The sequence below is a fragment of the Pseudomonas syringae group sp. J248-6 genome, assembly GCF_032586995.1.
In the GTDB taxonomy this organism is placed as follows: domain Bacteria; phylum Pseudomonadota; class Gammaproteobacteria; order Pseudomonadales; family Pseudomonadaceae; genus Aquipseudomonas; species Aquipseudomonas amygdali.
The window spans coordinates 296,707-318,932 of sequence record NZ_JAWHOP010000002.1 but is presented as its reverse complement, the minus strand read 5'-3'; the positions used below and the strand labels follow the sequence as shown (position 1 = coordinate 318,932).

21 protein-coding genes and 2 pseudogenes are annotated in these 22,226 nt (G+C 57.7%); 19 read left to right on the top strand and 4 right to left on the bottom strand.

From position 1 onward, the window contains the following. Positions 1 to 3 precede the first annotated feature (3 nt). The 6 genes and pseudogenes from RYC17_RS03535 to RYC17_RS03510 all read left to right on the top strand — a co-directional run bounded on the left by RYC17_RS03535 (position 4) and on the right by RYC17_RS03510 (position 3,974). Complete coding sequence (locus tag RYC17_RS03535) at positions 4 to 747, top strand: permease (protein ID WP_316902532.1); 744 nt, start codon at positions 4 to 6, stop codon at positions 745 to 747. Positions 748 to 866: 119 nt separating this feature from the next. Beyond that, positions 867 to 1,373 (top strand): annotated as a pseudogene (locus RYC17_RS03530) (hypothetical protein); the annotation flags it as partial. After that, on the top strand, positions 1,370 to 2,053 hold the full coding sequence (locus RYC17_RS03525) for a permease (RefSeq protein WP_122258214.1): 684 nt from the start codon (positions 1,370 to 1,372) through the stop codon (positions 2,051 to 2,053). The pseudogene RYC17_RS03530 and the gene RYC17_RS03525, both read left to right, overlap by 4 nt. A gap of 92 nt (positions 2,054 to 2,145) precedes the next feature. Then, a pseudogene (locus RYC17_RS03520) lies at positions 2,146 to 2,433 on the top strand (hypothetical protein); the annotation flags it as partial. Positions 2,434 to 2,598: 165 nt separating this feature from the next. Next, a complete protein-coding gene (locus RYC17_RS03515; protein ID WP_371875217.1) occupies positions 2,599 to 3,342 on the top strand; it encodes a permease in 744 nt (247 codons plus the stop codon). 56 nt (positions 3,343 to 3,398) lie between these two features. Then, a complete protein-coding gene (locus tag RYC17_RS03510) occupies positions 3,399 to 3,974 on the top strand; it encodes a GNAT family N-acetyltransferase (RefSeq protein ID WP_058401163.1) in 576 nt (191 codons plus the stop codon). Positions 3,975 to 4,045: 71 nt separating this feature from the next. Here the strand turns inward: RYC17_RS03510 and RYC17_RS03505 are convergent, their stop codons facing one another. Next, on the bottom strand, positions 4,046 to 5,614 hold the full coding sequence (locus RYC17_RS03505) for a TerC family protein (RefSeq protein WP_057403377.1): 1,569 nt from the start codon (positions 5,612 to 5,614) through the stop codon (positions 4,046 to 4,048). A gap of 652 nt (positions 5,615 to 6,266) precedes the next feature. Between RYC17_RS03505 and RYC17_RS03500 the strand changes: the two genes are divergently transcribed. From RYC17_RS03500 to RYC17_RS03480, 5 genes are all read left to right on the top strand, one after another. Beyond that, positions 6,267 to 6,548, top strand: a complete 282-nt coding sequence (locus RYC17_RS03500) for a hypothetical protein (RefSeq protein WP_002553776.1) — start codon at positions 6,267 to 6,269, stop codon at positions 6,546 to 6,548. 150 nt (positions 6,549 to 6,698) lie between these two features. After that, complete coding sequence (locus RYC17_RS03495) at positions 6,699 to 7,040, top strand: FKBP-type peptidyl-prolyl cis-trans isomerase (RefSeq protein WP_002553777.1); 342 nt, start codon at positions 6,699 to 6,701, stop codon at positions 7,038 to 7,040. Positions 7,041 to 7,170: 130 nt separating this feature from the next. Next, the gene (locus RYC17_RS03490) at positions 7,171 to 7,398 is read left to right on the top strand and encodes a hypothetical protein (protein WP_002553778.1); all 228 of its coding nucleotides are present in this window, start codon (positions 7,171 to 7,173) and stop codon (positions 7,396 to 7,398) included. Positions 7,399 to 7,448: 50 nt separating this feature from the next. Beyond that, positions 7,449 to 8,153 carry a YoaK family protein gene (locus RYC17_RS03485; protein WP_316902531.1) on the top strand — a complete coding sequence of 235 codons (705 nt, stop codon included), beginning with the start codon at positions 7,449 to 7,451 and terminating at the stop codon, positions 8,151 to 8,153. Between the two features lie 65 nt (positions 8,154 to 8,218). Further along, positions 8,219 to 9,181 carry a class I SAM-dependent methyltransferase gene (locus RYC17_RS03480; protein WP_005783041.1) on the top strand — a complete coding sequence of 321 codons (963 nt, stop codon included), beginning with the start codon at positions 8,219 to 8,221 and terminating at the stop codon, positions 9,179 to 9,181. Between the two features lie 62 nt (positions 9,182 to 9,243). Here RYC17_RS03480 and RYC17_RS03475 read toward each other — a convergent pair whose 3' ends face one another. The 3 genes from RYC17_RS03475 to RYC17_RS03465 all read right to left on the bottom strand — a co-directional run bounded on the left by RYC17_RS03475 (position 9,244) and on the right by RYC17_RS03465 (position 13,838). Continuing rightward, positions 9,244 to 10,866 (bottom strand): methyl-accepting chemotaxis protein, encoded by a 1,623-nt coding sequence (locus tag RYC17_RS03475; protein WP_316887088.1) that lies wholly within the window; start codon positions 10,864 to 10,866, stop codon positions 9,244 to 9,246. Between the two features lie 310 nt (positions 10,867 to 11,176). Continuing rightward, positions 11,177 to 12,796 carry a methyl-accepting chemotaxis protein gene (locus RYC17_RS03470; RefSeq protein ID WP_316887458.1) on the bottom strand — a complete coding sequence of 540 codons (1,620 nt, stop codon included), beginning with the start codon at positions 12,794 to 12,796 and terminating at the stop codon, positions 11,177 to 11,179. Positions 12,797 to 12,998: 202 nt separating this feature from the next. Beyond that, positions 12,999 to 13,838 (bottom strand): IclR family transcriptional regulator, encoded by an 840-nt coding sequence (locus RYC17_RS03465; protein ID WP_122281168.1) that lies wholly within the window; start codon positions 13,836 to 13,838, stop codon positions 12,999 to 13,001. A gap of 241 nt (positions 13,839 to 14,079) precedes the next feature. Between RYC17_RS03465 and RYC17_RS03460 the strand changes: the two genes are divergently transcribed. From RYC17_RS03460 to RYC17_RS03425, 8 genes are all read left to right on the top strand, one after another. Continuing rightward, complete coding sequence (locus RYC17_RS03460; protein ID WP_058408426.1) at positions 14,080 to 15,108, top strand: ABC transporter ATP-binding protein; 1,029 nt, start codon at positions 14,080 to 14,082, stop codon at positions 15,106 to 15,108. Next, the gene (locus RYC17_RS03455; RefSeq protein WP_122281167.1) at positions 15,105 to 15,977 is read left to right on the top strand and encodes an ABC transporter permease; all 873 of its coding nucleotides are present in this window, start codon (positions 15,105 to 15,107) and stop codon (positions 15,975 to 15,977) included. Before RYC17_RS03460 ends, RYC17_RS03455 begins: the two co-directional genes overlap by 4 nt. A gap of 3 nt (positions 15,978 to 15,980) precedes the next feature. Further along, on the top strand, positions 15,981 to 16,775 hold the full coding sequence (locus RYC17_RS03450) for an ABC transporter permease (RefSeq protein WP_058408428.1): 795 nt from the start codon (positions 15,981 to 15,983) through the stop codon (positions 16,773 to 16,775). 17 nt (positions 16,776 to 16,792) lie between these two features. Continuing rightward, positions 16,793 to 17,083 (top strand): (2Fe-2S)-binding protein, encoded by a 291-nt coding sequence (locus tag RYC17_RS03445; RefSeq protein WP_002553787.1) that lies wholly within the window; start codon positions 16,793 to 16,795, stop codon positions 17,081 to 17,083. Further along, entirely contained in the window at positions 17,080 to 18,471 is a 1,392-nt protein-coding gene (locus RYC17_RS03440; RefSeq protein ID WP_316887089.1) for an FAD/NAD(P)-binding oxidoreductase, read from the top strand. Before RYC17_RS03445 ends, RYC17_RS03440 begins: the two co-directional genes overlap by 4 nt. Then, on the top strand, positions 18,468 to 19,652 hold the full coding sequence (locus RYC17_RS03435) for an FAD-dependent oxidoreductase (protein ID WP_316887090.1): 1,185 nt from the start codon (positions 18,468 to 18,470) through the stop codon (positions 19,650 to 19,652). The genes RYC17_RS03440 and RYC17_RS03435 overlap by 4 nt, the downstream gene beginning before the upstream one ends. Continuing rightward, the gene (locus RYC17_RS03430) at positions 19,649 to 20,701 is read left to right on the top strand and encodes an ABC transporter substrate-binding protein (RefSeq protein WP_316887091.1); all 1,053 of its coding nucleotides are present in this window, start codon (positions 19,649 to 19,651) and stop codon (positions 20,699 to 20,701) included. Before RYC17_RS03435 ends, RYC17_RS03430 begins: the two co-directional genes overlap by 4 nt. Positions 20,702 to 20,850: 149 nt before the next feature. After that, positions 20,851 to 22,197, top strand: coding sequence for a cation:proton antiporter (locus RYC17_RS03425; protein ID WP_032701915.1), 1,347 nt, complete (start codon positions 20,851 to 20,853; stop codon positions 22,195 to 22,197). Positions 22,198 to 22,226 lie beyond the last annotated feature (29 nt).

The window sequence follows — 22,226 nt, the reverse complement described above, 5'->3', positions numbered from 1 at the left end:
GGTATGACAAAGAAACTACCCCACCCAATCAATCCAAAAAAAATCAACAACATCACGTGCCAATCAGAAGCTTGTGAAATATCCAAACATTATCAAAATGGTAAGGAAATCTTGAAGTGGTCAATAAAAACCATCGCAAGGCCGCCAAAAGAAATACTTCTTGCTGAGTTGGCAATGGTTTTTATCTATGCGACGACACTGAGCTTTGGCCTATGGGCAAGTTGGGAATTTTATTCAAAAAATCCATTCCAAGCAATTTATATTGTAGCGAGTACCAGCGGCGGAGCAGTTTACTTTATTCTCCTAGGTGTCCGCCAAAAAACCATCTACAACTACACTATAAAAACCAACTGTGCCGACCTGGAGTATTACCTCCACTACCCCGACTTCGCCTCACTACTTTTCAAAGGCATCGCCATAGCCGTCATCTTGCTATTTCTGTTCGTAGCCATCTTCACCGGTTCAATACTCTTCCTAATCGGCCCTGTGGCCATGGCCTGTATCGCAGCCCTCAAGCTGCTGAGCTGGGAAAACCCCATTCATCACGAACAAAGCCTGCCCTGGGATGAGTACAACTTTGTAACCGTCGACCGTAAACGCCTGATGATCGTCACGCACCGCACGGATGTCACACTGGGCTTTGAGGCCCGATTCCAGCATGAGGTGCTGTTCAACAAATACCTCGCGTTTCTCTACACCGCGCTACCCCCGACAACTGAGTTCTCGGAGAAAGCCTGGAAATGGTAGTCACATTGGCGACATCAATAAGCACTCCCTTTAGGCCGAACCACGAGATCTCTGGTATTCACCCTATCTGGCTGCTCGATTGCATAAACCAGCGCCTGCTTAATCGCACCCAGTATCACTACAGCGTAGCGGTACAAAATGGCGCTGGAGTACAAGTGCGCTTGCCCAACCTAGTGCGCGGGCAGTCCGTGCACTTCAATGTCATTAGCAGCAAGCGCCCATGGGGAGTGCTACCGGTAGAAAAAATAGACGACCCTCTGCATGAAGCTTTTCTGGCCCACGGGCAATTCAGGAAGGCCGAACAGTTCGGAACGCTAACCAACAAGCCTGCTGGCAAGGCGAGTGAAGACTTCACCTACCCGTTGATGCCGCCCGAAAACGAAGACCTCATCTGGGAAACCTGGGTGCCGCTCGACAAGGACGCAACCTATCTTGAGCTGCAAATCTGGTACCCCAGCAATCTGATACATCCTGGCGAGGAAGATCAAGGCTATCTGTTTCAGATGGAGCTTGGCACAAGAGGCGATACAGCTATCGATGGTTTGGCTGCTGTGGAGCTTGAAGTAAAGACATCAAGCAGTGTCGGCACGCTGACCCTAGAAGTAGCAGAGGGTACACCTGTATGAACCAGCAAGAAAAAGCCTTGTATCTGCCAAAAAACAAAGACGTTCTGAACTGGAAGATCAAAACACTTGCGAGATCGCCTAGAGAAATGATGATAACTCAGTCCATATTCATTGCCGTCTACGTGATAGGAAGCACACTTTACATGTGGGGAGGCTGGATAATGTTCTCAGACAGTCTTTACTCATTAGTGGGCACTATACTCGCGCTTGCTGGAATTCTTGCGTATTTCATATGCCTGCTCATCCGTCAAAAAACCATCTACAACTACACCATAAAAACCAACTGCGCCCACCTGGAGTACTACCTCCATTACCCCGACTTCGCCTCGTCCTTCTTCAAGGGCATTGCCATAGCCGTCATCCTGATATTCATCTTCATAGCCGCCCTCACCGGCTCACTGCTCTTCCTGATCGGCCCGGCAGCCATGGCCTGTATCGCAGCCCTCAAGCTACTAAACTGGGAAAACCCCATTCACCATGAACAAAGCCTGCCCTGGGATGAGTACAACTTTGTAACCGTCGACCGTAAACGCCTCATGATCATCACGCACCGCACTGACGTCACGCTAGGCTTTGAGGCCCGTTTCCAGCACGAAGTACTGTTCAACAAATACCTGAGCTTTCTCCACACCGTGCTCCCCCCAACAACCGAGTTCACGGAAAAAGCCTGGAAATGGTAGTCCCGTTGCCGATCTCAATAAGCACTCCATTAAGGCCGCACAATGAGATCACTGATATTCATCCTATATGGCTACTCGCTTGCATAAACCAGCGGTTGCAGGACGAGATTCATCTGCGCTTCAAGTCCGGCAAAGCCATCGCCAAGCGCTGGATCGATGGACTGGGAGGGATTGCCGGGTCAATCACCTGGGGCGTGGTCATGCTCAATTTCATCAATACCGCACTCACTTACCGGGACCTTACGCAGGATGGAGACTTCAGTGCCAAGGACATTGGCAAGGTTAGGTATGAACTGGGGTATAGCTTCAATCTGTTGATGGCGGTATTTGTTGAAGCGCCATGGAGCTTGATAAGGGATGCGGCGCCAGTGCTGATCGATGATCACCTTAAGGAGCCGGATCAGCAGAAGGCCGGCTACTTATTTCAGCTTGAACTGAACAGCAAGGGCCGGACGGCCGCCGACGCACTTAATACCATCGAGCTGGAAGTAAAATTGACAAGCCGGATCGACACCTTAACTATTTTAGTTGCGGAATAATACGACATGAGCAAGTATGAAGAACCAGAAACCCACATAAAGAAAAATGAAAATACAACAAGCAAGCTTCAGAAAGCTCAAGATAATACGCCGTATTTCATGGACAAAGAGAGCTTGAGCTGGTCAATAAAAACCATCGCAAGATCGCCAAAAGAAACCTTGCTGGCTGAGCTTGGGGTAATTTTCTTATGCGCCACAATGCTGATTTTTATTTTATGGGCAGGCTGGTGCTATTACTCAAAAGAACCAATGCATTCGTTATACCAAATAGTTACACTAACGGGCGCTGCAATTTACATTATAGCTCTGGGTGTTCGCCAAAAAACCATCTACAACTACACCATAAAAACCAACTGCGCCCACCTGGAGTACTACCTCCATTACCCCGACTTCGCCTCGTCCTTCTTCAAGGGCATTGCCATAGCCGTCATCCTGATATTCGTCTTCATAGCCGCCCTCACCGGCTCACTGCTCTTCCTGATCGGCCCGGCAGCCATGGCCTGTATCGCAGCCGTCAAGCTACTAAACTGGGAAAACCCCATTCACCATGAACAAAGCCTGCCCTGGGATGAGTACAACTTTGTAACCGTCGACCGTAAACGCCTCATGATCATCACGCACCGCACTGACGTCACGCTAGGCTTTGAGGCCCGTTTCCAGCACGAAGTACTGTTCAACAAATACCTGAATTTTCTCCACACAGTGCTCCCCTCTACCGCCGAGTTCACCGAAAAAGCCTGGAAGTGGTAGCACACCCAAGCTAACGTACACGCCGGAATTCAAGCCATACCCACCAAGGCCTCACCATGATCCAGATCCGCCCCATGACCCCGGAAGACTTCGAGCGCTTCTGGCCCACCTTTCAGGCTGTCGTCACCGCTCAGGAAACCTACGCCTACGACCCTGCCGTCACTCAGGAGCAGGCCCGCAGTCTGTGGATGGAGCTGCCGTTGCACACGCTGATTGCAGAGGAAGACGGCCAGCTGCTGGGCAGTTACTACTTGAAGGCCAATGCAGCAGGTCCGGGGAATCATGTCTGCAATTGCGGCTATATGGTGACGGATGCGGCGCGGGGTCGTGGTGTAGCGCGGTTGATGTGCGAGCATTCGCAGCAACTGGCGCGCGACAGCGGGTTTTTGGCGATGCAGTTCAATTCGGTGGTGGCCAGCAATGACGTAGCTGTCGCGCTGTGGGCCAAGCTGGGTTTCGAGACAGTCGGGCGTTTGCCCAAGGCTTATCGTCACGCCCGATTGGGGCTGGTGGATTGTCTGGTGATGTTCAAGTGGCTGGCTGATGCGCCGATGGCCAAAGAGCCTGCGCAGCCCAAGCTGATCGGCCGCAAGAATATCGAATCTGTGGTGTCGCGTCCGCGTCGCAAATAAGCGCGACGCACACATGAAAACGGGGCCTGCTCACCATGAGAAGGCCCCGTTTTTTTATTACAGCTCCGTGCTTATTTGCCAGCCCCGACCTCAGGCTGTTTCTGCAACAACACCCGAGTTACCCGGCGCTCTTCCACGCCGACAACCTGAAGGTTCCAGCCCTGCCAGTCCAGGCTATCGCCGGTGGACGGCAGGCGATCCAGCAGGCTCATGACCAGTCCGGCGAGGGTCTGATAATCCTCAGTGGCCTTGGCCTGGAAGCCGGTGCGTTCGCGAATCAGGCTCAGGTTCAAGGCACCCGATACCACGAAGTCCTCGCCCTGCTTGACGATGTCCGGGCCTTCCACTTCGCTGGCGTCCGGCAGCTGGCCAGCGATGGACTCCAGAATGTCGGTCATGCTCAACACGCCGATGAAATCACCGAATTCGTTGACCACAAAGGCGATGTGCGTCGACTCCTTGCGCATCTGTTCCAGGGCATTGAGGATGCTGAAGCTTTCCAGCAGGTTGATTGCCTTGCGCGACATCAGCTTCAGGTCGGGCTCGTTGCCGGACAACAACTCCTTGAACAGCTCTTTCTTGTGCACGAAGCCCAGCGGCTCATCGATGCCTCGCTCGCCAATCAACGGCAGACGCGAGTAGGACGAGTGCATCAGTTTCAGGCGGATTTTCTCGGCATCGTCTTTCAGGTCGATGTAGTCGATTTCGGCCCTTGGCGTCATCACCGTGCGAATCGGACGCTCAGCCAGTTGCAGTACGCCGCTGATCATCACCCGCTCACGACGGTCAAACACCGGCTCGCTGCTTTCGCCTTCCAGCATGTCGGTGATTTCCTCATCGACATCGCCAGACTCCAGCTTGCGACCGCCCAGCAGACGCATCACCGCATGGGCAGCCCGCTCGCGACGCGGCAGGTGGCCATGAGCAGACTTCTTGCTGCGCTTGCGAGCGATCTGGTTGAACACCTCGATGAGGATCGAGAAACCGATGGCCGCGTACAGATAGCCCTTGGGAATGTGGAAACCAAGGCCCTCGGCGGTCAGGCTGAAACCAATCATCATCAGGAAGCCCAGACACAGCATGATCACTGTCGGGCGGCTGTTGACGAATTTGGTCAGCGGCTTGCTGGCAATCATCATCAGGCCGATGGAGAAGATCACAGCAATCATCATCACCGACAGGTGCTCAACCATGCCGACGGCCGTGATTACGGCGTCCAGCGAGAACACCGCGTCGAGTACCACAATCTGCGCAACGATGGGCCAGAACAACGCATAGCCTGCGTTACCGGCGCGCTGGGCAACATGGCCTTCCAGCCGTTCGTGCAGTTCCATGGTGGCCTTGAACAACAGGAACACACCACCAAACAGCATGATCAGGTCACGACCGGAGAACGTCTTGTCGAAGATCTCGAACAACGGCTCGGTCAGCGTCACCATCCAGGAGATGCTCGCCAGCAAGCCCAGGCGCATGATCAGTGCCAGCGACAGGCCGATGACGCGCGCCTTGTCGCGTTGTTCGGGGGGCAGTTTGTCCGCCAGAATGGCAATAAACACCAGGTTATCGATACCCAGCACCAGTTCCAGCACGATGAGGGTCAGCAGGCCAAGCCATGCCGTGGGGTCAGCGATCCATTCCATGGTAGTTATGCAGCCTCACGAGAAAAATGGCGGGAAAACTCATCGTTGGCCACAGCTGGCCACGCACTGCAATGAATTGCCATGCGTAAAGGTGCCTTGCGACCATGCACAGGCATGTCGGGGCCATTGCAACAAGAGAGAGAGGGTAAACCGGCGTTCGAATCAAACGGCCTGCCTGGTGAATGGGATATCACTGGCCAGCCATCAGCGGTGAAGGGAAGGCAACTCGGAGGCTCCTGGAGGGTATTCATACGGTCCTGAAAATCAATACGGGCGTTGATCGTACAATACACACAACTGTTTCGTATTTTGTATAAGTATTACAAGACTTGACCAAAAGCACGGCGTATTCCTAAGCCTCGCTCAACCCGGAGCGACGTTTTGCCGCACCTCCAGGTACGACCAGTTGTCTGACAACGGCAGTGTCCGGGTAGATCACCCAAATCATTTGTTTTAAAATGTTGCAATAACGTCAGGCCTGCGCAGTGTCCAACGCGACTTGTGTGAATGCACGATCCCCTGCCCTCTGACCAGAATCATAAAAAGAAAGCCCGTCATAGACGGGCTTTTTTCGTTTTCAGCTTTTGCACCCCGACGCCGGTGACCGGCATCGCGGACGACCCGTTTCTTTTAACCTTTGAGGTGATTTCCCATGCTGCGTATCGTTGTCGTTCATTTGTTCCAGTGGCTCAAGCGCCTATCGTCCGCGCTGTTCTTCCGCAGCGCCGAGGACAACTATTCCCGTAGCTTCACTCGGGAAAACGATGACGAAGGCCGCTGGACCTTTGTTTCAATCGTCATCGTTCTGACCCTTAGCCTTTACTGCCTGGCTGGCCTGGGTTACTACGCCAAGACCAATATCTGGGACGGTTTCACCCAGGAGCAGAAAGAGAATATCGCCCAGGCCATGGTGGTCAGTTCGCAGAATCTCTGACGAACGACACAATCGGAATACGACGGGGAAGCGAAAGCTTCCCCGTTTTCGTTTCGCCCGCTTGTCACAGGCATGCTTTTCTGCGAGAAAGCGCTGCGAAAATGCACGCTCGCGCCATTCATTGAGCGCGCTATAAACGGAAGCCTTGTAATGAGCAAAGAATTACAGATTACCGACCTGCATCCCGGCGAAGGCAAGGAAGCGGTCAAAGGTGCGCTGATCACCACGCATTACACCGGAACCCTCGAAGACGGCACTGTCTTTGATTCCTCTCACCAGCGTGGCAAGCCGTTTCAGTGCGTGATCGGCACCGGACGCGTTATCAAGGGCTGGGATCAGGGCCTTATGGGGATGAAGGTGGGCGGCAAACGCAAACTGTTCGTCCCTGCCCATCTGGCCTATGGCGACAGAACGATGGGCGCGCACATCAAGCCGGGTGCCGACCTGACGTTTGAAATAGAGCTGCTGGAAGTGCTGACCCGCGACGATTGAGCGAGCTGCCTTGCAGATCGCCTTGAATCGGCCGATAACCCTGGCTGACAGGCATAAGCCTGATTGCTTGTTATCGCGGAAAAAGCCATGCTCCGGGTATGGAATTCAAGGTCTTGGCACAGGAACACGTATGGCGCTCAATAAGTCGACTCAGGAGCTGAAGCGGCACTTGAAAGGGACAGCAACCAATCTGGAAAACACGGCGGAAGAAATTCTCAAACTCGCCTCACAAATGAAAGATGTCGACGTTACGGCAGTGCTGCAGATGGTCAACCGCCTTTACAGCGATGCCGATCAGCTCAAGGCCTATGCCGATGAGGTAAGGGCCAAGCGAATCGTACGCGCCAAGCCACTATGAACCGCTGAACCAACGATCAGACGCGCTTCCATCGGTCCAGAGGGCCTTCGATGCTGCCACAGCCCGCCAGAATCAGCGCCAGCCCCAGGCACCTGCACATGCAGAAATGGCGTGGACGGGTTGGCATGTGTCTGGTCGCAAGCCTGTCGGTACTGGCCGGCATGACCGATGCCATCGGTTTCATGGCGACCGGCGACTTCGTTTCGTTCATGAGTGGCAACACCACCCGGCTTGCCGTCGCGATCAGTGCCGGCGACCTGAGCGTGACCCTTCGCCTGGCGCTGGTTATCTTCGCCTTTATTGCCGGCAATGCGTTGGGCGTCGTCGTTGCACGGCTTGGCGGTCGGCGCGCCCTGCCCCTGCTGCTGGGGATCGCCACGCTGCTGTGTGCCGCAGCCGCATGGCCGCTGGAAAGCAATATGCTCGCACTGATCTGGGCCATTCTGGCGATGGGCATGCTTAACGCCGCCGTGGAACAGGTCAACGGACTGCCGGTCGGCCTGACCTACGTAACCGGCGCGCTGTCGCGTTTCGGGCGTGGCCTGGGCCGCTGGATACTGGGCGAGCGCCGGGATGGCTGGCGCGTGCAACTGGTGCCGTGGGTTGGCATGTTCATCGGGGCGGTCATCGGCGCAATGCTTGAACAACGCCTGGGGCTCAATGCCCTGTTGGTCAGCGGCAGCCTGTCGGCATTGCTGGGGCTGGTTTCATTGAAAATCCCGCATCGCTGGCAACGCCAATACATGCCACGCTGAACCCTGCGATTCCCATCTGCTGAAATACGTTTACCATACGCCGCCTTTCATAACCGACCTTCGTCATGACCCCTGAAGCACTCGCCATCCTGCAACAGCATCTACTCGCCGCCCTGAACAACGTTCCGACTGAAACCCGCCGCCTGTTTCATGGCCGTGGTCGCGTATGGCCGGGGCTGGAGCACATTACCGTCGACTGGATGCAGGGCGTGGTGCTGGTCTCGCTGTTCAAAGAGCCTCTTGAGCCCGAACTGGCAGCTCTGACGCAGCTGTTGAACGAGTTGATCGAAACGCCGCAGTGGCAACAAAGTCAGGCCCATACCCTGTTGTTGCAACACCGCTATTTGCCGCAAAGCACTACGCAATGGCTGACCGGCGAGGTCGTCGATGAATGGGTGATCACCGAAAATGGCCTGCGTTATAAAGTCGATTTCGGCAAGAAGCAGAACAGCGGTCTGTTTCTGGACATGCGCTATGGCCGCGAATGGGTGCAGGCGCAAGCAAAGGGCAAGCGCATCCTGAACCTGTTCGCCTACACCTGCGGCTTCTCGGTCGCCGCCCTTGCCGGTGGTGCAGACCATGTAGTGAACCTGGACATGGCCCGCGCGGCATTGAATCGCGGTCGTGAGAATCACCGGCTCAATGATCAGGATCTGGGCCGGGTGACCTTTCTCGGGCATGACCTGTTCAAGTCATGGGCCAAAGTCACCCGCTCCGGCCCTTACGACCTGATCATCATTGACCCGCCGTCTTTCCAGAAAGGCAGCTTCATGCTCGACAAGGACTACCAGCGAGTCCTGCGCCGTCTGCCAGAGTTGCTGGATGAAGACGGTTCGGTGCTGGCATGCATGAACGATCCGGCACTGGGGCCGGACTTTCTGATTCAGCACACGGCAATCGAGGCACCGTGCCTGCGCTTCGAGCAACGCCTGGAGAACCCGCCGGAATTCCCGGATGCGCGGGTCGATGGCGGCCTGAAGGCTTTGGTGTTCAAGGCTGAAGGCTTGAGTCGCACAGGGTGGGCGTGAACACCGTAACGACTTTCAATCAAGCCTTCAAAACAGTGGCCCGTGCTCGGACCGAGTTTGGATCAGACTGAAAACCTCGATACCAGGCGACTAAGATCCACAGCCAGGCGGGACAGCTCCTGACTGGCTGTGGAGGTCTGGCTGGAGGCAGAAGAGCTCTGGACTGACAAATCGCGAATGCTCACCAGGTTCTCATCGACAGAGCGGGCAACATGCGCTTGCTGCTCCGAAGCCGTTGCAATCATCAGGTTGCGCTCATTGATGTGGCTGATCGATGTGGTGATCTCCTTGATTGCAACACCAGCCTGCTGAGCGATCAGCAACGTCGCGTCGGTTTCCGCATTGCTCTGCTTCATCGACTGGACGGCACCGCTGGAGTTTTTCTGTATACCCTGGATCATCTGTTCTATTTCCTGGGTAGACGTCTGAGTACGATGGGCCAGCGCCCTGACCTCATCGGCGACCACGGCAAATCCACGACCCTGCTCACCCGCGCGGGCGGCTTCGATAGCGGCGTTGAGCGCCAGCAGATTGGTCTGCTCGGCAATCGCGCGGATGACATCGACCACCTTGGCGATATCCTGCGCCTGATGGGCCAGTCCTTCTACTTCAACTCCAGTCTTGTCCACTGTGGTACTGAGTTTTTCCAGCGCAGCGATGGTCTGGCCGACGCAATCCTGGCCGGTCTGCGCAGACTTTTCGCAGGCTTGCGTGGAGGTCGAAGCAGCGACCGCATTGCGTGCAACTTCTTCAATGGCTGCGGTCATCTGGTTGACCGCCGTGGCGGCCTGCTCGGTTTCCATTGTCTGGCGTTGGATACCTTGTGTGGAGTCCTGAGTGATGGAGCTCATTTCTTCAGCAGCCGACGCCAGCAGGCCCGAAGCATCGGAAATGTGCTGAATGGTGCCCTTGAGGCTAGAGAGCATGGTTGCGGTGGCTTTTTGCAGTTCGGTCAGCTCATCGGCCCCGTTGACTTCCACCGTGGTACGCAAGTCGCCCTCGGCGATTTTGCGTGTCGAGTCGAGCAATGCCTGAACGGGTCTGGCGATGCTGCGGGTGAATAAAGTGGCAACAATCAAGGTAATAATCACGGCCAGAACAACAAGTGTAAGGGTGACGGTTAGTCCACTTTCATAGTTTTTGTCTGCTATGGCCCCTGATTGTTCTGCACCCTTGACGTTGACTTCGATCAATTGTTCTATAGATGATTGCAAGGCCTTCGCCTGCGGGCTGGTAACATCACGGATAAATACGAATAGTTCGCTGTCGGATTTGCTTTTGCTAAGTTCAACCAGCTGGTCGATCTTGTCGCTGTAGGCCAGTGCATCGGCTTTGACTTGTTTCCAGACCTGTTCTTCCTGTGGGCTCGACACCAGCGAGCCGTAAGTGTCGGCTGTTTGCAGTAAGGCGTTCTTCAATCCGTTCAGCTTATTGACAGACTCCGGCGACTGCCGCTGGTCATCCATCACAAAACGTCGCGCGTCGAGGCGATACAACAGGCCCGCCGTCTCTATGCGTCCAGCCTGTCTGACGCTGGGCAGCCAGTCTGTCTGCAACTGGTCGGCGGACTGGTGTAACCCGTTCATTTTAAAGACTGCGTTCGTGCCAACCCCGGCAAGCAGCAGGCAAATAATGCCGAAGCTGAGAAGCGCCCTCAAGTTCAAACCTATATTTCTTATTGGCATTTTATAGATCCCCTTGCTGTCACAACGGTAGGGCGGGAACCATGCAAAAATGATGGCGACCCGACATCACTTTAATGATTTTAAAAATAAAAAACTACTGTTTAGTGCAAAAACTCCTGACGCCACATAACGCCTTTAATAGTGCTTTAAACCCACCAATAGTCAGACTTTTCAGTTGAGACTATACTTTTAGTATTACTACCTCATCAGGGTAAATCCCGTAACGCTTGATGCTCTGTTTATACTGACAAATAACACCTGCAGTGTTACCTCTCTCCATGACCGGAGAGCGGTAACACTGTTAAGCGGATCACGCGCTCAAGCGCGAGATCACATCGTTAAGGCCAGTTGAAAGGCCTTTCAGTTCATGGCTGGCGTTCTGGGTACGTTTGACGTTGTCCTGATTGGTCACCGCGATTGCGGTGATTTCAGTCAGGTTGCGCGAGATGTCCTCTGCTACAGAAGTCTGCTCTTCGGCAGCAGTCGCTATCTGGCGATTCATGTCGCGAATATTCTCGACTGCCACGGTAATGCGCTGCAGTGTCGCGCCGGCATGCGTAACCTGCTCGACACTCTCTTCGCTGCGCGCCTGACCGCCCTGAATAGCCTGCACCGCGTCGCTTGCGCCGGTCTGCACCGAATTAATGATCTGATTGATCTCGGCCGTGGACACGGCGGTACGTTGTGCCAATGTCCGGACTTCGTCAGCCACCACGGCAAAACCGCGCCCGGCTTCACCTGCCCGCGCAGCCTCGATGGCGGCATTGAGCGCCAGTAGATTGGTCTGATCAGCGATCCCGCGAATCACCTCAAGCACCTTGCCGATACGACCACTGTCTGTTTCAAGGCGCTGAATGACATTGGCCGTCGAGGAAATCTCACTGCGCATCCGGGTGATGGTGGCGATGGTCGACTGCATGACTTTCTCACCGTCCTGCGCGCTTTGGTCAGCCTCATCCGCAGCCCGTGCAGCATGTGCCGCATGGCGGGCAACTTCCTGGGCAGTAGCGGACATTTCGGTCATCGCGGTAGCGACCTGATCGGTACGCTCAAATTGCTCGTGAGTGCCCTGAGCCATTAACTCAGCAATGGCATTCAGCTCGCCGCCAGCTGTATCGAGGTCGGTGGTACTGCGCTTGAGGCGGCTGAAAGTATCTGCCAGAAAATCACGCAGCGTGTTCGCTGCGACGGCCAGACGGCCGAGTTCGTCCTGGCGCGTCACGTCAACGCGTGCAGCAAACTTGCCTTCACTCAACTGGGCGACGTATTCGATAAGCATGCGAATCGGCGCAACCAGATTGCGATTGACAATCCACAGGGCAAGCAGGCCTACAAGCAGCGCAGAAACGAGCATTACAACGGCACCAGTCAGGATCGTGCGGTCGGCTTGCTGACTGATTGCAACCGACTGGGCATCGCTGGACTTGTGCAGTTGATCAACCAGGATGGCCATCTGCTCGCTCGTCGGACGGTCTACGCCTTTGACTGCGGCGTCGCCAGCAGAAGCATCGTTGCCCGCCGCAATGAATGCATCACGGCCAGTGCGATAGGCAGTGCCCAATGTGCGGTGCGCCTGCTGCAGTGCCTGCACCTGGCTTTTCAACGATTGATCGGTGCCTTCCATTTCTGCCAGCAGGCCCAACGTACTTTGTACCTTGCGTTCCTGCTCTTCGAATTGCCCCCAGAATTTGTCGCGGTCTGCCGATGCCTTGCCGCGCAACAGAACGTTTTTCCACTCCTGGACCTGAACCTTGAATTGCAGGTTGGCCTCATCAACCAACTGCGAGGCACGGACCGGACCTTCAAGAAGACTGCGATAGGACTGCACGTTACCGGACAGGAAGTTGAAACAGGCCAGCGCAATGATCAGCACCAGTACAAGACTGCCGCCAAGCAAGCCAAGGATTTGGAGCCTCAGGGATTTCGACATCATGATGATCTCTGGAGAAAAGCGGGTCTGCGTCAGCACGCAGAATATGACGAGCCTCATCCCTTACGACCGAGCCAGACAGCCCGGCACGTGTGCTCTATGAGATCATCATCGGCTTGCGCCAATTTTTCTTTAAAAACAGCGACAGTCGGTATAAATGTCAGAAATACGTCAAAAAAACGCCAAAAAGAGAGTAAAAGATCTAATCCGCCTGCCCGAATACCTGACTGGGCCGTCGTAGCGAAGGGTCGAAGGGATTGATTCTGGCACTGATGGCCGTGGCTTCGCGCTTGAGCAGTTCGACCACGGTCATCAGGCGATCTGATCCCAGCCGGTCGGAAATGGTCGCCACGCTGAGCGCAGCCACTGCACGACCATTGCGGTCCAGGATCGGCACGGCCAGCCCGGCCATGCCCGGTAACGCGCCGGTGTTGCGGCCGGCGTAGCCGAGGCGGCGCACGTTTTCGACCTCTGAACGCAGAAACACTTCGTCATACAGGTGAAAATCCTTGAGCCGTGGCAGGTTGTAGGCAATCACCGTTTCCCGCTCGTCCTCGGGGAGAAACGCGAGAATCGCCAGGCTGCCCTGCCCCACACCCAACGCAACGCGGCCGCCAATGTCGCCGGTGAACGTGCGGATCGGGTACGGGCCTTCGCTGCGGTCCAGACAGATCGCATCAAAACCACTGCGTGCCAGCAGAAACAGCGAGTCGCCCAGCGATGCAGACAGGCGTAACAGACTGGGGCGCACGACGTCGCGCAGATTGCCGGTGTTACCCGCCTTGGCAGCCAGCGCAAAGAATTCGATGCTCAACCGATAGCGCTTGCTGAGCAGGTCCTGCTCGACCATGCCTTCATCCATCAGGCTGCGCAGCAAGCGGTGCGTGGTGGGTTGCGAGAGCCCGACACGCTGGGCGAGTTGCGTGACCCGCTCGCCGCCTTCGTCGCAATCGCCCAGGCAACGCAATACGGCGAACAGACGCGACACAGCGCCGACGCCCACTTCTGCAGAAGCAGTATTCCGATCAGTGGAATTATTCATGAATATATCTCGCTATTTTTCCACTAAAAGAATTAATTCAAAGAAAGATGTTATTCAGTGAAATTCCTAGTTGAGCCCATCCTAGCCTTCGCCCTACTCTCAGTCCACAGGGGCGATTTGAACAATCATCGGTAGCCGACTCAGAGCGAGCACCAACGTCCACAGAACTGCATGACTTCATTTCGCATCTGCCCATGACAAACGCGTGCCTCGGCGCGCATGCACAAAGGTGGAAGCAGGCATGGCATTTCTGCAGCTCGAAGGTCTCTCCAAACGTTACGGCTCCATAGACGCGGTCGTTGCCACCAACCTGGCCGTCGACAAGGGCGAATTCGTTTCACTGCTCGGCCCTTCCGGCTGTGGCAAGACCACCACTCTGCAAATGATCGCCGGCTTCGTTGAAGTCAGTGACGGGCGCATAGTGCTCGACGGCCGCGACATTACCCATGCCAAGCCCAGCAGCCGGGGTCTGGGCGTTGTATTTCAGAGCTATGCATTGTTTCCGCACATGACCGTGGCCAACAACGTTGCGTTTGGCCTGCGCATGCGCAAGGTGCCTGCTGCCGAGCTGCAACAGCGTGTCACCCGGGTGCTGGAGCTGGTTCGTCTCGCTCAGCATGCCGAGCGCTACCCGCGCGAGCTGTCTGGTGGGCAACGGCAGCGGGTCGCGCTGGCCAGAGCCTTGGTGATCGAGCCGCCGGTGCTGCTTCTGGATGAACCGCTGTCCAACCTGGACGCCAACCTGCGCGAAGAGATGCAGTTCGAAATTCGCCGTATTCAGAATGAAGTGGGCATCACCACGCTGATGGTTACCCACGATCAGGCCGAAGCCCTGTCGATCAGTGATCGGGTAGTGGTCATGCAGGCCGGGCATATCACGCAGATCGACGAGCCCTACACACTCTACGAACACCCGCGCACGCGCTTTATCTCGGGGTTTGTCGGCAAAGCCAATATGCTGCAGGGTGACCCGGACAGCAGCGGCAACCCGCAGATCCGCCTGCTACCCGGCGATGGCACGCTGACCCTCAGCCTGCGTCCAGAAAAAATTGATCTGGTCGAACCCGGCTGCGGACGGCTGTCGGGACGTATCGTCACGCGTTACTTTCTCGGCAGCCAGTGGCTGTATCGCATTCAGACCGGCATCGGCGAAATAACCGTAGTGCGTCGCAACGACGGCCAGGCACCGCTGGAACAAGGTGCTGCGGTCGGCATGGATTGGCCAGCCGAATTGCTGCGCGTGCTGGACGCCGACGAGGTGCGCGCATGAGTCTGATGAGCGAAATGCGCCAGGGTAGCCGCGGCTATTGGCTGTCAGCCCCGGCACTGGCGTTGTATATCGGCTTGCTGGTGCTGCCTCTGGGCCTGACGCTGCTGCTGTCGTTCAACGTGTTCGACTATCAGGTCGGGGTGAAAAGCGACAGCTATACGCTGGCCAATTACACGGCCGTGGTCACCGACTCGTATTTCTATGAAATCTTCCTGCGCACCTTCTGGATCAGCGCGCTGGTGACGTTGCTCTGCGTGCTGATCGGCGTGCCGGAGGCCTACATTCTGAGCCGCATGGGCACACCGTGGCGCTCGATCTTCCTGATTTTGATCCTCACGCCGCTGCTGATCTCGGTAGTGGTCCGGGCCTTCGGCTGGAGCCTGCTGCTGGGGGCGGATGGCCTGATCAATCAGGCCATCCAGTTCATGGGCGGTCGACCGGTGAAACTGCTGTACACCCCGTTCGCCGTGATCATCGCGCTGGTCCACGTGATGTTGCCGTTCATGATCATTCCGGTCTGGACATCGTTGCAAAAGCTCGACCCCACCGCAGAACAGGCCGCGCTGTCGCTGGGTGCCAGTCAGGCGAAAGTCATGCGCCTGATCGTCCTGCCGCAGGTCATGCCGGGCGTGCTGTCCGGCTCGCTGATTGTCTTTGGTCTGGCCGCCAGTTCGTTTGCCATTCCCGGCCTGCTCGGTGGTCGACGTTTGAAGATGGTCGCCACGGTGATCTACGACCAGTACCTCTCGGAGCTCAACTGGCCGATGGGCGCGACCCTGGCGGTGGCGCTGCTGCTGGTCAACCTGCTGGTCATGCTGTCCTGGAACCGCATGATCGAAGGCCGCTACAAAAAAACTCTGGGGGAATGATCCATGTCCAAGAACGGTCCTTTGGCCCTGTCGTTTCATGCGCTGGTAGTGATCTTCATGATGGCCCCGCTGGTGGTGGTGTGCCTGGTGGCGTTTACCCCGGAAAACACCCTGAGCCTGCCCACTACCGACTTCTCGCTGCGCTGGTTCAGGGCGGTGTTCGAACGCGCCGACTTTATCGACTCGTTCTACAACAGTCTGATTCTGGCGTTTGTATCCGCAACGCTGGCGACGTTGATCGCGGTGCCTGCTGCGCTGGCGATCACCCGCCATACATTTCCGGGCCGCAACTTTTTCAATGCGCTGTTTCTTTCGCCGATCATCATTCCGCACCTGGTGCTGGGGGTGGCGATGCTGCGCCTGTTTGCGCTGATGGGCGTAAACGGCAGCTTCACCTGGCTGATCTTCGCCCATGTGCTGGTCATCACGCCTTACGTACTGCGCCTGGTGCTGGCGGCGGCGATCGGTATCGACCGCAGCGCCGAACACGCCGCCGAGTCATTGGGCGCAAACCGTTTCACCCTGTTTCGGCAGATCACCCTGCCGATGATCCTGCCCGGCGTGGCAGGCGGCTGGTTGCTGGCGTTCATCAACAGCTTCGATGAAGTCACGCTGTCGATCTTCGTCACCTCGCCTGCTACCCAGACTCTGCCGGTGCGCATGTACGTTTACGCCACCGAATCCATCGACCCGATGATGGCCGCCGTATCGGCACTGGTCATCGCCCTCACCGCCGCCACCATGATCCTGCTCGACCGGGTCTATGGGCTGGACCGGGTGCTGGTCGGCAAACACTGATCCGGAGCTTTCACGTTATGGCATTGTTGAAACGACTGGCTGAACATGACCGCCCCGTCCTGCCCTTCACCCTCGATGGGCAACCGGCCAATGGTCTGTTGGGCGACACCGTGCTGACCGCGGTATTGACCGCCAGCGAGCACCTGCGCGGCAGTGACTTCAGTGCCGAACCGCGCGCCGGGTTCTGCATGATGGGCGCCTGCCAGGACTGCTGGGTAAGACTGGGCAACGGCCAGCGGGTGCGTGCCTGTTCGACGCTGCTGGAAGCTGGCCAGGCGATTATTCGTGAACCGGGGCGACGGCCATGAGCAATGACCGTGTTGCCATTATCGGCGCCGGACCAGCCGGGATTCGCGCCGCCCAGACGCTGCTGGAGCACGGTGTCAAAGCCTGCCTGATCGACGAAGGTCTGCGCGGCGGCGGGCAGATCTATCGTCGCCAGCCAGAGAATTTCCAGCGTTCGGCCAAGGCGCTTTACGGCTTTGAAAGCGGCAAGGCCGTTGCGCTGCATCAGACACTCGATGCACTGACAACACAGATCGACTACCGGCCGCAGACGCTGGTGTGGAACGTCGAAGGCAATCAACTCGATACACTGCAAAACGGAACCGTCGCAACCCTGGACTTCACCAGACTGATTGTCGCCACAGGTGCCACCGACCGCATTCTGCCAGTGCCCGGCTGGACACTGCCCGGCGTGTATAGCCTGGGTGCAGCGCAGATCGCACTTAAATATCAGGGTTGTGCGATTGGCGAACGCGTGGTGTTTTGCGGCAGCGGCCCCTTGCTGTATCTGGTTGCCTATCAATATGCCAAGGCTGGCGCGAACGTGCTGGCGGTGCTCGACAGCGCGCCGTTTTCAGCCCAATGCAAAGCGCTGCCTGCGCTGCTTGGCCAACCGGCAACCCTTGCCAAGGGCCTGTATTACCGCGCATGGCTGAGTGCGCATGGCATTCCCGTGCATCAGGGCGCACACCTCACACGCATCAACGGTGACAAGCGCGTAGACGGCATTCACTGGCAACGCAACGGCCAACCGGGCCACCTGGCCTGCGACGCAGTAGCCTTTGCCCATGCGCTGCGCAGCGAGACACAACTGGCCGACCTGCTCGGCTGTGAGTTCGCTTGGAGCCCGCTTAACCGAGCGTGGCTGCCCACTCGCGATGACTGTGGGCGCAGCAGCGTGCCAGGCGTGTATCTGGCAGGCGACGGTGCTGGAATCATGGGCGCAGATGCGGCGGAAATGGCCGGGGAACTGGCCGCGCTCGGGCTGCTGCACGACAGCGGTGTCACCGTCGACGCCGTGCGTATCAGTGACCTGCAAACCGCACTGCAACGCATCGAACGCTTCCGCCACGGGCTGGAAACCGCTTTCCCGTTCCCCGAAGACTGGGCCGCCAATGTAGCGGATGACACTGTTGTCTGCCGCTGTGAAGAAGTCTCTGCGGGCGATATTCGCACCACCGTGCAGGACGGTCATTGGGAGATCAACCGGGTCAAGGCCATGTGCCGGGTTGGCATGGGCCGCTGTCAGGGCCGGATGTGCGGCCTGGCAGCCGCCGAGATCATCGCCCGCGAGAGCGGCCGACCCCTTGAGCAGGTCGGCCGCTTACGCGGCCAGGCTCCGATCAAGCCACTGCCGTTCGGCCTGGAGATGCTGCCCGTGGACAAGCAATCAGCGGAGACACAACCATGAGCACGCTGATTGAAAGCGATGCGATTGTCATCGGCGGCGGCATTGTCGGCTCGTCGGCAGCCTTGGCGCTCGCACTGAAGGGCAAGCGTGTGGCTCTGCTGGAGCGCGACTTTTGCGGCTCACACTCCAGCGGCGTCAATTATGGCGGTGTGCGCCGTCAAGGCCGGCCCTTGTCGCAACTGCCCTTGTCGCAACGGGCGCATCAGATCTGGAGCGGCCTGCGTGAGCTGATCGGTATCGACGGCGAATACCAACGCTCCGGCCACCTCAAACTGGCGCGCAGCGAGCTGGACATGGATGCGCTGCGCAGCTACGCCGAAGCCAGCCAGGGGTTCGGGCTGGATTTGCAACTGCTGGATCGAGAGCAACTGCGCGCCCGTTACCCTTGGGCGGGCGATGTCGCCGTCGGTGCATCGCTGTGCGCCGACGACGGGCACGCCAATCCGCGTCTGGTATCGCCCGCCTTTGCCAGCGCAGCTCGCCGAGCGAACGCTCAGGTATTCGAGCAGGCGCCGGTCAGCGAAGTCAGTCACGACGGCAACGCCTTCATCGTCACGACCGACAGCGGCCTGACACTGCGAGCCCCCTGGCTGCTTAATTGCGCGGGCGCCTGGGCCGGAGCGCTGGCGGCACAATTCAACGAACCGGTGCCGATGTATTCAGGGCATCCGGCGATGCTGGTGACAGAACCACTGCCGATGTTCATGGACGTCAGCACCGGTGTCGAAGGCGGCGGCATCTATGCCCGGCAGGTGGCACGCGGCAATTGCGTGCTGGGCGGCGGACAAGGCTTTGCCCTCGGCCCGGCACACGCCAGACCAGGACAGGCGGCAGTGCTCGACATCCTGCGCAACGCCGTCGAACTCTACCCGCCACTGGCCGGGGCCCAGGCCATTCGCACCTGGAGCGGCACTGAAGGCTACCTGCCTGATCGCGAACCGGTGCTGGGCCCGAGCCTGACAAGACCAGGCCTGCTGCACGGCTTCGGCTTTGCCGGGGCAGGCTTTCAGATCGGCCCGGCCGCGGGCGAAGCGCTGGCCGAATGGGTCTGCGGCGGTGCCTCAACGATCTCGCTCGAGGCCTTTTCCATCGGCCGCTTCCGCCAGGCAGCTACCCAACCCACTGCGATAGAACCCGCTACGAACGTCATCCCATTGCACAGAGGAAGGTCGTCCCTATGAAAAGCACCAAACGTCTCGCCCTCACCGGCCTGTCATGCCTGCCCTTGGCTGCCGCACTCGTGTCGTTGCCTGCCCAGGCCGAAACCACGCTGTACCTGGGCATGAACGGCGGAACCATGGAGCGCCTGTATGCCGATCAGGTGCTGCCCGCTTTCGAGAAGGCCAACAACGTCAAGGTGGTGATCGTGCCCGGCACCTCGGCCGACATCCTCGCCAAGGTGCAGGCGAGTAAAGACAACCCGCAGATGCACGTCATCTTTCTCGATGACGGCATCATGTACCGAGCCATTTCCATGGGCCTGTGCGACACCCTGCAGCCCAGCGCCAGCCTGGCTGACCTGCCTGCCAAGGCGAAAATCAAGGAGCAGGCAGCAGCCGTCAGCCTGGGTGTGACCGGCCTGGCCTACAACACGCGGATGTTCAAGGAAAAGGGCTGGAGCGCGCCCACCTCATGGATGGACCTGGCCGACAAACGCTTCAAGGACAAAGTGGTGTTCCAGTCACTGGCCTCCTCGACCTTCGGCCTGCATGGCTTTCTGATGTTCAACCGTATCCAGGGCGGCAGCGAGAAAGACGTCGAGCCAGGCTTCAAGGCCTGGCCGAAGACCATTGGACCGAACGTGCTGGAATACATCGCCAGTTCGGCGAAGATCTCGGAAATGGTACAGACCGACGAAGCCGCGCTGTTCCCGCTGACGCCGACGCAAGTGACCGCCTTGAAGATCAAGGGCGTGCCTGTGGAATACGCCTCGCCCAAGGAAGGCGGCGTGGTGTTGAACGTGGCTGAATGTGCAATCGCCAATAACAACCAGCCAAAGCTGGCCCAGAAGCTGGCGGCCTACCTGCTGACACCGGAAGCACAGGCACCTGCGCTGGAGTTCGGCGATCAGATACCGTCAAACCCGAAAACCCCGACCTCCGAGAAGACGCGCGCGCAGGTCGAGGCCATGGAGAAGTACCTGGAAACAGCGGTGACCATCGACTGGGATCAAGTCAACCAGATCCGCCCCGAGTGGAACGCACGCTGGAGCCGCAGTATCGAGCGCTAGCTGCAAGCGGCAAGGTCGAAAGGCCGTGCCGTTTACAGGCAAGCACAGGCTGATCACCGCCCGGCAAATTATTTCAACTTATTACCGCACAAGAGAGTCCCACCGTTACGCCCTCTTCTTCGGGCGCATTTAACGGTGGTTCTTTCTTTATGAGTTTTATTGTCTGCATGGGCGTGCTTGGCGTGCTCTTGATGCTATTGGCGCTCACGTCCTCGTACCTGCGCTGGATGCCGGTCACCACGTCAGCGGTGTGCCTGGGATTTGGCTTTGGCATCGGGCCGATGGGCCTGGATATCGTCAATCTGGATTTCGAAAAATCCTACGAATGGCTGGAGCGCCTGACCGAGGTGGCGGTGCTGTTTTCCCTGTTCGGGACGGGCATCAAGTTGCGCCTGCCCCTGCGCGGCAAAGCCTGGCACTCTGCCTACTGGCTGGCCGGGCCAGTGATGCTGGCGACCATTGCTGGCGTGACGGTCGCGGGGCACTACATTATCGGCCTGGACTGGGGCGTGTCGTTGTTGCTCGGTGCCATGCTGTCGCCGACCGACCCGGTACTGGCCGGGATGGTCCAGGTGAACAACGCCCAGGACCAGGATCGCCTGCGGTTTGGTCTGTCCGGCGAAGCGGGCCTCAACGACGGGACGGCGTTTCCGTTCGTGATCTTTGCCTTGCTGTACCTGAGTTCCGGGGGCGCAATGAGCGACTGGGTCCAGGGATGGCTGATCAAGGACCTGATCTGGGCGGTTCCGGCCGGTTTGTTGATTGGTTACGGCATGGGCCGCGGCGTTGGCCATCTGATGATCTTTCTGCGCATCAAGAACGCCGACAGCACCACATCACCCAATGACTTTCTGGCGCTGGCATTGATCGCCCTGGCCTACGTGGTCGCGCAAGGTGTGGGAGCCTTCGGTTTTCTTTCGGTCTTTGCCGCCGGATTCGGGCTGCGTCAGGCTGAAGTACGTGTCACGCGCTCAGAGCTGCCATCGGAGCATGTCGCGCAACCGGTCCTGGGGCATATGACTGCGTCCCTCGAACAGGGCACAGTAGCGCAGGGCGAAGACATGAGCGACTCGCAACTGGCTGCCGGGGTAATGATGGGCGATATGCTCGCGTTCGGCAGCCTGGTGGAACGCGCGATGGAAGTGTTGCTGATCACCCTGCTGGGCGCTGCGCTGGCAATGTACTGGGACTGGCGCGCGATTGGTCTGGGGATCGCGCTGTTCTGCGTGATTCGTCCTGCCAGCGTTTGGTTGCTGGTGAGTCGTCGCCTGCTCAACGTCCGACAAAAAGCACTGGTTGGATGGTTCGGTATTCGTGGGATCGGCAGTCTTTATTACCTGTGTTTTGCGTTGTCACACGGTCTGGCACACGATGTCGGCCACGTTGTGATCGGCATGACACTTTCGGTCGTAGCGCTGAGCATTCTGGTACACGGCATCAGCATCCAGCCTTTACTGGAACGCTACGAGCGCAGCGCCGCCGCAAACCCTGATTAACAGGCCTGCTACGGCAAAGGGCCATAGAT

What these genes read in the sequence shown, in the direction of transcription:
- RYC17_RS03535 (WP_316902532.1), top strand. Translation starts at nt 4, where the DNA reads ATGACAAAGAAACTACCCCACCCAATCAATCCAAAAAAAATCAACAAC.
- RYC17_RS03525 (WP_122258214.1), top strand. Translation starts at nt 1,370, where the DNA reads ATGAACCAGCAAGAAAAAGCCTTGTATCTGCCAAAAAACAAAGACGTT.
- RYC17_RS03515 (WP_371875217.1), top strand. Translation starts at nt 2,599, where the DNA reads ATGAGCAAGTATGAAGAACCAGAAACCCACATAAAGAAAAATGAAAAT.
- RYC17_RS03510 (WP_058401163.1), top strand. Translation starts at nt 3,399, where the DNA reads ATGATCCAGATCCGCCCCATGACCCCGGAAGACTTCGAGCGCTTCTGG.
- RYC17_RS03505 (WP_057403377.1), bottom strand. Translation starts at nt 5,614, where the DNA reads ATGGAATGGATCGCTGACCCCACGGCATGGCTTGGCCTGCTGACCCTC.
- RYC17_RS03500 (WP_002553776.1), top strand. Translation starts at nt 6,267, where the DNA reads ATGCTGCGTATCGTTGTCGTTCATTTGTTCCAGTGGCTCAAGCGCCTA.
- RYC17_RS03495 (WP_002553777.1), top strand. Translation starts at nt 6,699, where the DNA reads ATGAGCAAAGAATTACAGATTACCGACCTGCATCCCGGCGAAGGCAAG.
- RYC17_RS03490 (WP_002553778.1), top strand. Translation starts at nt 7,171, where the DNA reads ATGGCGCTCAATAAGTCGACTCAGGAGCTGAAGCGGCACTTGAAAGGG.
- RYC17_RS03485 (WP_316902531.1), top strand. Translation starts at nt 7,449, where the DNA reads ATGCTGCCACAGCCCGCCAGAATCAGCGCCAGCCCCAGGCACCTGCAC.
- RYC17_RS03480 (WP_005783041.1), top strand. Translation starts at nt 8,219, where the DNA reads ATGACCCCTGAAGCACTCGCCATCCTGCAACAGCATCTACTCGCCGCC.
- RYC17_RS03475 (WP_316887088.1), bottom strand. Translation starts at nt 10,866, where the DNA reads ATGCCAATAAGAAATATAGGTTTGAACTTGAGGGCGCTTCTCAGCTTC.
- RYC17_RS03470 (WP_316887458.1), bottom strand. Translation starts at nt 12,796, where the DNA reads ATGTCGAAATCCCTGAGGCTCCAAATCCTTGGCTTGCTTGGCGGCAGT.
- RYC17_RS03465 (WP_122281168.1), bottom strand. Translation starts at nt 13,838, where the DNA reads ATGAATAATTCCACTGATCGGAATACTGCTTCTGCAGAAGTGGGCGTC.
- RYC17_RS03460 (WP_058408426.1), top strand. Translation starts at nt 14,080, where the DNA reads ATGGCATTTCTGCAGCTCGAAGGTCTCTCCAAACGTTACGGCTCCATA.
- RYC17_RS03455 (WP_122281167.1), top strand. Translation starts at nt 15,105, where the DNA reads ATGAGTCTGATGAGCGAAATGCGCCAGGGTAGCCGCGGCTATTGGCTG.
- RYC17_RS03450 (WP_058408428.1), top strand. Translation starts at nt 15,981, where the DNA reads ATGTCCAAGAACGGTCCTTTGGCCCTGTCGTTTCATGCGCTGGTAGTG.
- RYC17_RS03445 (WP_002553787.1), top strand. Translation starts at nt 16,793, where the DNA reads ATGGCATTGTTGAAACGACTGGCTGAACATGACCGCCCCGTCCTGCCC.
- RYC17_RS03440 (WP_316887089.1), top strand. Translation starts at nt 17,080, where the DNA reads ATGAGCAATGACCGTGTTGCCATTATCGGCGCCGGACCAGCCGGGATT.
- RYC17_RS03435 (WP_316887090.1), top strand. Translation starts at nt 18,468, where the DNA reads ATGAGCACGCTGATTGAAAGCGATGCGATTGTCATCGGCGGCGGCATT.
- RYC17_RS03430 (WP_316887091.1), top strand. Translation starts at nt 19,649, where the DNA reads ATGAAAAGCACCAAACGTCTCGCCCTCACCGGCCTGTCATGCCTGCCC.
- RYC17_RS03425 (WP_032701915.1), top strand. Translation starts at nt 20,851, where the DNA reads ATGAGTTTTATTGTCTGCATGGGCGTGCTTGGCGTGCTCTTGATGCTA.